Annotated in this window: 6 protein-coding genes; all 6 read left to right on the top strand. The window is 65.8% G+C overall.

Features of this window, described 5'->3' with window-relative positions; all coding sequences use genetic code 11:
• Positions 1-47 precede the first annotated feature (47 nt).
• The 6 genes from DFS21_RS26315 to cysG all read left to right on the top strand — a co-directional run bounded on the left by DFS21_RS26315 (position 48) and on the right by cysG (position 7,623).
• On the top strand, positions 48-2,525 hold the full coding sequence (locus DFS21_RS26315; RefSeq protein WP_111533457.1) for a DNA translocase FtsK: 2,478 nt from the start codon (positions 48-50) through the stop codon (positions 2,523-2,525).
• A 62-nt stretch (positions 2,526-2,587) separates the two neighbouring features.
• Complete coding sequence (gene lolA / locus DFS21_RS26320; protein WP_102682644.1) at positions 2,588-3,211, top strand: outer membrane lipoprotein chaperone LolA; 624 nt, start codon at positions 2,588-2,590, stop codon at positions 3,209-3,211.
• Between the two features lie 12 nt (positions 3,212-3,223).
• Positions 3,224-4,549 (top strand): replication-associated recombination protein A, encoded by a 1,326-nt coding sequence (locus DFS21_RS26325; protein WP_102682643.1) that lies wholly within the window; start codon positions 3,224-3,226, stop codon positions 4,547-4,549.
• Complete coding sequence (gene crcB, locus DFS21_RS26330) at positions 4,546-4,920, top strand: fluoride efflux transporter CrcB (protein ID WP_102682642.1); 375 nt, start codon at positions 4,546-4,548, stop codon at positions 4,918-4,920. The genes DFS21_RS26325 and crcB overlap by 4 nt, the downstream gene beginning before the upstream one ends.
• Positions 4,921-4,950: 30 nt before the next feature.
• A complete protein-coding gene (gene serS, locus DFS21_RS26335; protein ID WP_102682641.1) occupies positions 4,951-6,231 on the top strand; it encodes a serine--tRNA ligase in 1,281 nt (426 codons plus the stop codon).
• Positions 6,232-7,623, top strand: coding sequence for a siroheme synthase CysG (gene cysG, locus DFS21_RS26340; protein WP_102682640.1), 1,392 nt, complete (start codon positions 6,232-6,234; stop codon positions 7,621-7,623). It begins immediately after the preceding gene.
• Positions 7,624-7,782 lie beyond the last annotated feature (159 nt).

The following is a 7,782-nucleotide window of genomic DNA, read 5'->3' on the forward strand; positions in this document are numbered from 1 at the left end:
CGGCCAATCACTATTGGACGCGCAGCACGCGCAGGAATAGACGCGTTTTGAAGAAATCCACCGCAACCCCAGCCCCCTTGCCAGTGCCCCTGTGGCGGCAGCAGCTGCACTACCGCCTGAAGGAAGGTGCGCTGATTGCCGTCGGCGCACTGTGCCTGTACCTGTGGATGGCACTGGTCACCTACGACACCGCCGACCCGGGCTTCAGCCACACCAGCAACGCCGAGCAGGTGCAGAACGCCGCCGGCCGCGCCGGGGCCTATTTCGCTGACATCCTGTTCATGGTGCTCGGCTACTTCGCCTACATCTTCCCGCTGCTGCTGGCAATCAAGACCTGGCAGATCTTCCGCGAGCGCCATCAGCCCTGGCAGTGGAGCGGCTGGCTGTTCTCCTGGCGTCTGATCGGCCTGGTGTTCCTGGTGCTGTCGGGCGCGGCGCTGGCGCATATCCACTTCCATCCAGCGGCGAACATCCCGTTCTCCGCTGGCGGCGCCCTGGGCGAAAGCCTGGGCGATCTGGCGCGCAACCTGTTGAACGTGCAAGGCAGCACGCTGATGTTCATCGCCCTGTTCCTGTTCGGCCTGACGGTGTTCACCGACCTGTCCTGGTTCAAGGTGATGGACCTGACGGGCAAGATTACCCTTGACCTGTTCGAACTGGTGCAAGGCGCAGCCAGCCGCTGGTGGGAAGCACGCAACGAGCGCAAGCGCCTGGAAGCCCAGTTGCGTGAAGTCGACGACCCGGTCTTTGACCTGGGCGGCAAAGGCGACAGGCGCGAGCCGGCCAAGGCGCAGCTGCGCGAGCGCGCCGAGCCTGTGATGACGCGCGACGAGCCGCCGGCCCGCCCGGTGGTGCCGCGCGAAGTGGCCGTGGCCCGCGAATCGGTCGTGCCGCGCGAAACCGTGGTAGCTCGCACCCAGCCCGCCGCCCCGGTGATCATCCCGCCGACCGCGGACAAGGCGCCGGAACCGAGCAAGCGGGTCATGAAGGAAAAACAGGCACCGCTGTTCATCGACAGCGCGGTGGAAGGTACCTTGCCGTCCATTTCCATCCTCGACCCGGCCGAGCAGAAGAAGATCGAGTACTCGCCTGAGTCCCTGGCCGGTGTCGGTCAGTTGCTGGAGATCAAACTCAAGGAATTCGGCGTGGAAGTCGCGGTGGACTCGATCCACCCGGGGCCGGTGATCACCCGTTACGAAATCCAGCCGGCCGCCGGCGTGAAGGTCAGCCGCATCGCCAACCTGGCCAAGGACCTGGCGCGTTCGCTGGCGGTGACCAGCGTGCGCGTGGTCGAGGTGATACCCGGCAAGACCACCGTGGGCATCGAGATCCCCAACGAGAACCGCCAGATGGTGCGCTTCTCCGAGGTGTTGTCGTCGCCGCAGTTCGACGAGAACAAGTCGCCGGTTACCCTGGCCCTGGGCCATGACATCGGCGGCAAGCCGGTGATCACCGACCTGGCCAAGATGCCCCACCTGCTGGTGGCCGGTACCACCGGCTCCGGTAAGTCGGTGGGTGTGAACGCGATGATCCTGTCGATCCTGTTCAAGTCCGGCCCGGAAGACGCGCGGCTGATCATGATCGACCCGAAGATGCTCGAACTGTCGATCTACGAAGGCATCCCGCACCTGTTGTGCCCGGTAGTCACCGACATGAAGGATGCCGCCAACGCCCTGCGCTGGAGCGTCGCCGAAATGGAGCGCCGCTACAAGCTGATGGCGGCCATGGGCGTGCGCAACCTGGCGGGCTTCAACCGCAAGATCAAGGACGCCCAGGAAGCCGGCGAAGTCATCCACGACCCGCTGTACCGTCGCGAGAGCATGGACGACGAGCCGCCGACGCTGAAGACCCTGCCGACCATCGTGGTGGTGGTCGACGAATTCGCCGACATGATGATGATCGTCGGCAAGAAGGTCGAGGAACTGATCGCGCGTATCGCCCAGAAGGCCCGTGCCGCCGGTATCCACCTGATCCTCGCCACCCAGCGCCCGTCGGTGGACGTAATCACCGGCCTGATCAAGGCCAACATCCCGACCCGCATGGCGTTCCAGGTGTCGAGCAAGATCGACTCGCGGACCATCATCGACCAGGGCGGCGCCGAACAGTTGCTCGGCCACGGTGACATGCTCTACATGCCGCCGGGCACCAGCCTGCCGATCCGCGTGCATGGCGCCTTCGTCTCCGACGACGAAGTGCACCGCACCGTCGAAGCGTGGAAGCTGCGTGGCGCGCCGGACTACAACGACGACATCCTCAATGGTGTCGAAGAGGCCGGCAGCGGCTTCGACGGCGGCGGTGGTGGCGGCGATGGCGAAGACTCGGAAAGCGATGCCCTGTACGACGAAGCGGTGCAGTTCGTGCTGGAAAGCCGCCGGGCATCGATCTCGGCGGTGCAGCGCAAGCTCAAGATCGGCTACAACCGCGCCGCGCGCATGATCGAGGCGATGGAGATGGCCGGTGTGGTTACCCCCATGAACAGCAACGGCTCGCGGGAAGTGATTGCTCCGGGCGGCCCACGCGATTGATGAACAACCTGTCGGGCGCCATAGACGGCGCCCGGCCCCTTCACTGTGCAATGAGGATTTCCATGCGCGCGATTCGCATGCTGTTGGTTTCTGCCCTGGCCACGGCCAGCCTGTCGGCCCACGCCGGCGAACAGGACGTCCAGCGCCTGACGCAATTGCTGGAGAAGTCGCAGACCATCGAAGCCAATTTCTCCCAGTTGACCCTGGATGCTGGTGGCACCAGTCTGCAGGAGACCAGCGGCAAGATGACCGTCAAGCGTCCGGGCCTGTTCTACTGGCATACCGACGCGCCCCAGGAGCAGGTGGTGGTGTCCGACGGCAAGAACGTCACCCTGTGGGACCCGGATCTGGAGCAGGCCACCGTCAAGAAGCTCGACGTGCGCCTGAACCAGACGCCGGCGCTGCTGCTGTCCGGTGACGTCTCGAAGATCAGTCAGAGCTTCGACATCACCTCCAAGGAGCAGGGCGAGGTCATGGACTTCACCTTGAAACCCAAGACCAAGGACACCCTGTTCGACTCGCTGCGCGTGTCGTTCCGCCGGGGGTTGATCAATGACATGCAGCTGATCGACAGCGTCGGCCAGCGCACCAACATCCTGTTCAATGGCGTCAAGGCCAACCAGGCGGTGCCGGACAGCAAGTTCAAGTTCGACATCCCCAAAGGCGCGGACGTCATCAAGGAGTAAGCGGAGCCTGTGATGGACCTGTTTCGAAGCGAACCCGTCGCCCAGCCCCTGGCCGCCCGCCTGCGCCCGTCGAACCTGGACGAGTATGTCGGCCAGGAGCACCTGCTGGCGCGCGGCAAGCCGCTGCGCGAGGCGCTGGAGCAGGGTGCGCTGCACTCGATGATCTTCTGGGGCCCGCCCGGGGTGGGCAAGACCACCCTGGCGCGGCTGCTGGCGCAGTTTTGCGACGCCCACTTCGAAACGGTCTCGGCGGTGCTGGCCGGGGTCAAGGAGATCCGCCAAGCCGTCGAGGTGGCCAAGCAGCAGGCCGGCCAGTATGGTCGGCGCACCATCCTGTTCGTCGATGAAGTGCATCGTTTCAACAAGTCGCAACAGGACGCTTTCCTGCCCTACGTGGAAGACGGCACGCTGATCTTCATCGGCGCGACTACCGAAAACCCGTCCTTCGAACTGAACAACGCGCTGCTGTCGCGGGCGCGGGTCTATGTACTCAAGAGCCTGGACGAGGCCGCGCTGCGCAAACTGGTCGATCGCGCCCTGAGCGAGGAGCGCGGCCTGGGCAAGCGCAACCTGCGGGTGGGTGACGAAGCCTTCAAGATGCTCATGGCCGCCGCCGACGGCGATGGCCGGCGCATGCTCAACTTCCTCGAGAACGCCTCGGACCTGGCTGAAGATGGCGGCGAGATCGGCGTCGAGCTGCTGCAGAGCCTGCTCGGTGACAGCCGCCGCCGCTTCGACAAGGGTGGCGAGGCGTTCTATGACCAGATATCGGCGCTGCATAAGTCGGTGCGTGGTTCCAACCCTGACGGTGCGCTGTACTGGTATGCACGTATGCTCGATGGTGGTTGCGACCCGTTGTACATCGCCCGGCGTGTGGTGCGCATGGCCAGCGAGGACATCGGCAACGCCGACCCCCGCGCCCTGAGCCTGTGCCTGGCAGCCTGGGACGTGCAGGAGCGGCTGGGCAGCCCAGAAGGCGAGCTGGCGGTGGCCCAGGCCATCACCTACATCGCCTGCGCGCCAAAAAGCAACGCGGTGTACATGGGCTTCAAGGCGGCGATGCGCGAGGCGGCCGAGCACGGCTCGCTGGAAGTGCCGCTGCACCTGCGCAACGCGCCGACCAAACTGATGAAGCAACTGGGCTATGGCGATGAGTACCGCTATGCCCACGACGAGCCGGACGCCTATGCCGCCGGCGAGGACTATTTCCCCGAGCAGCTCGAACCGCGCCAGTACTATCAGCCAGTACCCCGCGGCCTGGAACTGAAGATCGGCGAGAAGCTCAAGCACCTGGCCGAACTCGATCGCGCCAGCCCGCGCCAGCGGAGAAAACCGTGATTGCACTGATTGCCGCAGTCAGCGCCGGCGGCATCGCCGGCACGTTGTTGCGCTTCGCCACCGCCAACTGGGTCGCGGCCCACTGGCCACGGCACTTCTATGCCGGTACGCTGGCGGTCAACCTGGTCGGCTGCCTGCTGATCGGCCTGCTGTACGGGCTGTTCCTGCACAAGCCGCTGGTGCCGGTCGAGCTGCGCGCCGGGCTGATCGTCGGCTTTCTCGGCGGCCTGACCACTTTTTCCTCCTTCTCGCTCGATACCGTGCGCCTGATGGAAAGCGGGCAGGTCCCGCTGGCCTTGGGCTATACCATTATCAGCGTGGTGGGCGGCCTGCTCGCGACCTGGGCCGGCCTGTCCCTGACCCGATTCTGAACCAACACCTACTTATAACGAGAGAACGATATGCTCGATTCCAAACTGTTACGCGGCCAACTTCAGGAAGTGGCTGACCGCCTGGCCTCCCGTGGCTTCAGCCTGGATGTCGCGCGCATCGAATCGCTGGAAGAGCGCCGCAAGGCGGTGCAGACCCGCACCGAGCAACTGCAGGCTGAGCGTAACGCCCGCTCCAAGTCCATCGGCCAGGCCAAGGCCAAGGGTGAGGACATCGCCCCGCTGATGGCCGACGTCGAGCGCATGGCCAACGAGCTGGCCGCCGGCAAGACCGAGCTGGACGGTATCCAGGCGGAACTGGACGGTATCCTGCTGACCATCCCCAACCTGCCCGACGCCAGCGTGCCGGTCGGCGCCAGCGAAGACGACAACGTCGAAGTGCGCCGCTGGGGCACGCCGAAGGCCTTCGATTTCGAGATCAAGGACCACGTCGCCCTGGGCGAGGTCAGCGGTGGCCTGGACTTCGAGGCCGCGGCCAAGCTGTCCGGCGCCCGCTTTGCCGTGCTGCGTGGCCCGGTGGCCCGCCTGCACCGCGCCCTGGCGCAGTTCATGATCAACCTGCACACCGGCGAGCACGGCTACGAGGAGCACTACACCCCGTACCTGGTGCAGGCCCCGGCCCTTCAGGGCACCGGCCAGCTGCCGAAGTTCGAGGAAGACCTGTTCAAGATCACCCGCGAAGGCGAGGCCGATTTCTACCTGATCCCGACCGCCGAAGTGTCGCTGACCAACCTGGTGGCGGGTGAAATCCTCGACGCCAAGCAGCTGCCGCTGAAGCTGGTCGCCCACACCCCGTGCTTCCGCAGCGAGGCCGGTGCCTCGGGCCGTGATACCCGCGGCATGATCCGCCAGCACCAGTTCGACAAGGTCGAGATGGTCCAGGTGGTCGAACCCGCGAAATCCATGGAAGCCCTGGAAGGCCTGACCGCCAACGCCGAACGTGTGCTCCAGCTGCTGGAACTGCCGTACCGCGTACTCGCGCTGTGCACCGGCGACATGGGCTTCGGCGCGGTGAAGACCTACGACCTGGAAGTCTGGGTGCCAAGCCAGGACAAGTACCGCGAGATCAGCTCCTGCTCCAACTGCGGCGACTTCCAGGCGCGCCGCATGCAGGCCCGCTGGCGCAACCCGGAAACCGGCAAGCCGGAGCTGGTGCACACCCTCAACGGGTCGGGCCTGGCCGTTGGCCGTACCTTGGTCGCGGTGCTGGAGAACTACCAGCAGGCTGACGGTTCGATCCGCGTGCCTGAAGTGCTCAAGCCGTACATGGGTGGCGTCGAGGTCATTCGCTGAATGGACTACCTGCCGCTGTTCCACAAGCTGCAGGGTGGCCGTGTGCTGGTCGTCGGCGGCGGCGAGATCGCCTTGCGCAAGGCGCGCCTGCTGGCCGACGCCGGCGCCGCGCTGCGGGTGGTGGCGCCTGAGGTCGACGGTCAGCTCGCCACGCTGGCCCGTGAGGGCGGGGGCGAGGTCCTGGTGCGTGGCTACCAGGCCTCGGACCTGGACGGCTGCCGGCTGGTGATCGCGGCGACCGACGACTCGGCGCTCAACGCCCAGGTCTCGACCGAGGCCCAGGCGCGCAGCCTGCCGGTCAACGTGGTGGACGCCCCGGCCCTGTGCACGGTGATCTTCCCGGCCATCGTCGACCGTTCACCACTGGTGGTGGCGGTTTCCAGCGGTGGCGACGCCCCGGTGCTGGCGCGGTTGATCCGCGCCAAGCTGGAGGCCTGGATCCCCTCTGCCTATGGCGAACTTGCCGGCCTGGCCGCACGCTTCCGTGAGCGGGTCAAGGCCTTGTACCCGGATGTCAACCAGCGTCGCGGCTTCTGGGAAACCGTGTTCCAGGGCCCGATCGCCGAGCGTCAGCTGGCCGGGCAGGGCGCCGAGGCCGAGCGTCTGTTGCAGGCGATGGTCGACGGCGCGCCGGTGCAGCAGGGCGGCGAGGTGTACCTGGTGGGCGCGGGGCCGGGCGATCCGGACCTGCTGACCTTCCGCGCCCTGCGCCTGATGCAGCAAGCCGATGTGGTGCTGTACGACCGCCTGGTGGCCCCGGCCATCATCGAGATGTGCCGGCGTGACGCCGAGCGCATCTATGTCGGCAAGCGCCGCGCCGATCATGCCGTGCCGCAGGATAAGATCAACCGCCTGCTGGTCGACCTGGCTCGCCAGGGCAAGCGCGTGCTGCGCCTCAAAGGTGGCGATCCGTTCATCTTTGGCCGGGGAGGCGAGGAGATTGAAGAGCTGGCCGACGAGGGTATTCCGTTCCAGGTGGTACCGGGCATCACGGCAGCCAGTGGTTGTTCGGCCTATGGCGGGATTCCGCTGACCCACCGGGACTATGCCCAGTCGGTGCGCTTCGTTACTGGCCACCTGAAGGATGGCACCAGCAACCTGCCCTGGAATGACCTGGTGGCTCCGGCCCAGACCCTGGTGTTCTATATGGGCCTGGTCGGCTTGCCGACCATCTGCGCCGAGTTGATCCGCCATGGCCGTGCGGCGAGTACGCCGGCCGCGCTGGTGCAGCAGGGGACCACTCGCAACCAGCGGGTGTTCACCGGCACCCTGGCCGACCTGCCGGCGTTGGTGGCACGCCACGAAGTGCATGCGCCGACCCTGGTGATCGTCGGGGAAGTGGTGCAGTTGCGCGAGAAACTGGCGTGGTTCGAAGGCTCGCAAGACGTCTGAAATGACTGGGGCCGCCTTGCGGCCCATCGCCACGATAGGCCGGCTCGCATAGGATCATACAAGCCCCTGTGGGAGCAACTGTCTTGAGGGGATTTTTTTAGAAAGATCCTTTCAGACATAGCTTCGCCAGCGACTCCCTCCAGATGGAGTCGCTGGCGA

The sequence above is a fragment of the Pseudomonas sp. 2848 genome (assembly GCF_003253945.1).
GTDB lineage: Bacteria > Pseudomonadota > Gammaproteobacteria > Pseudomonadales > Pseudomonadaceae > Aquipseudomonas.

Excerpts from the sequence above, each read along its gene's own strand:
- lolA (WP_102682644.1), top strand. The coding sequence starts at position 2,588 with ATGCGCGCGATTCGCATGCTGTTGGTTTCTGCCCTGGCCACGGCCAGC.
- DFS21_RS26325 (WP_102682643.1), top strand. The coding sequence starts at position 3,224 with ATGGACCTGTTTCGAAGCGAACCCGTCGCCCAGCCCCTGGCCGCCCGC.
- serS (WP_102682641.1), top strand. The coding sequence starts at position 4,951 with ATGCTCGATTCCAAACTGTTACGCGGCCAACTTCAGGAAGTGGCTGAC.
- cysG (WP_102682640.1), top strand. The coding sequence starts at position 6,232 with ATGGACTACCTGCCGCTGTTCCACAAGCTGCAGGGTGGCCGTGTGCTG.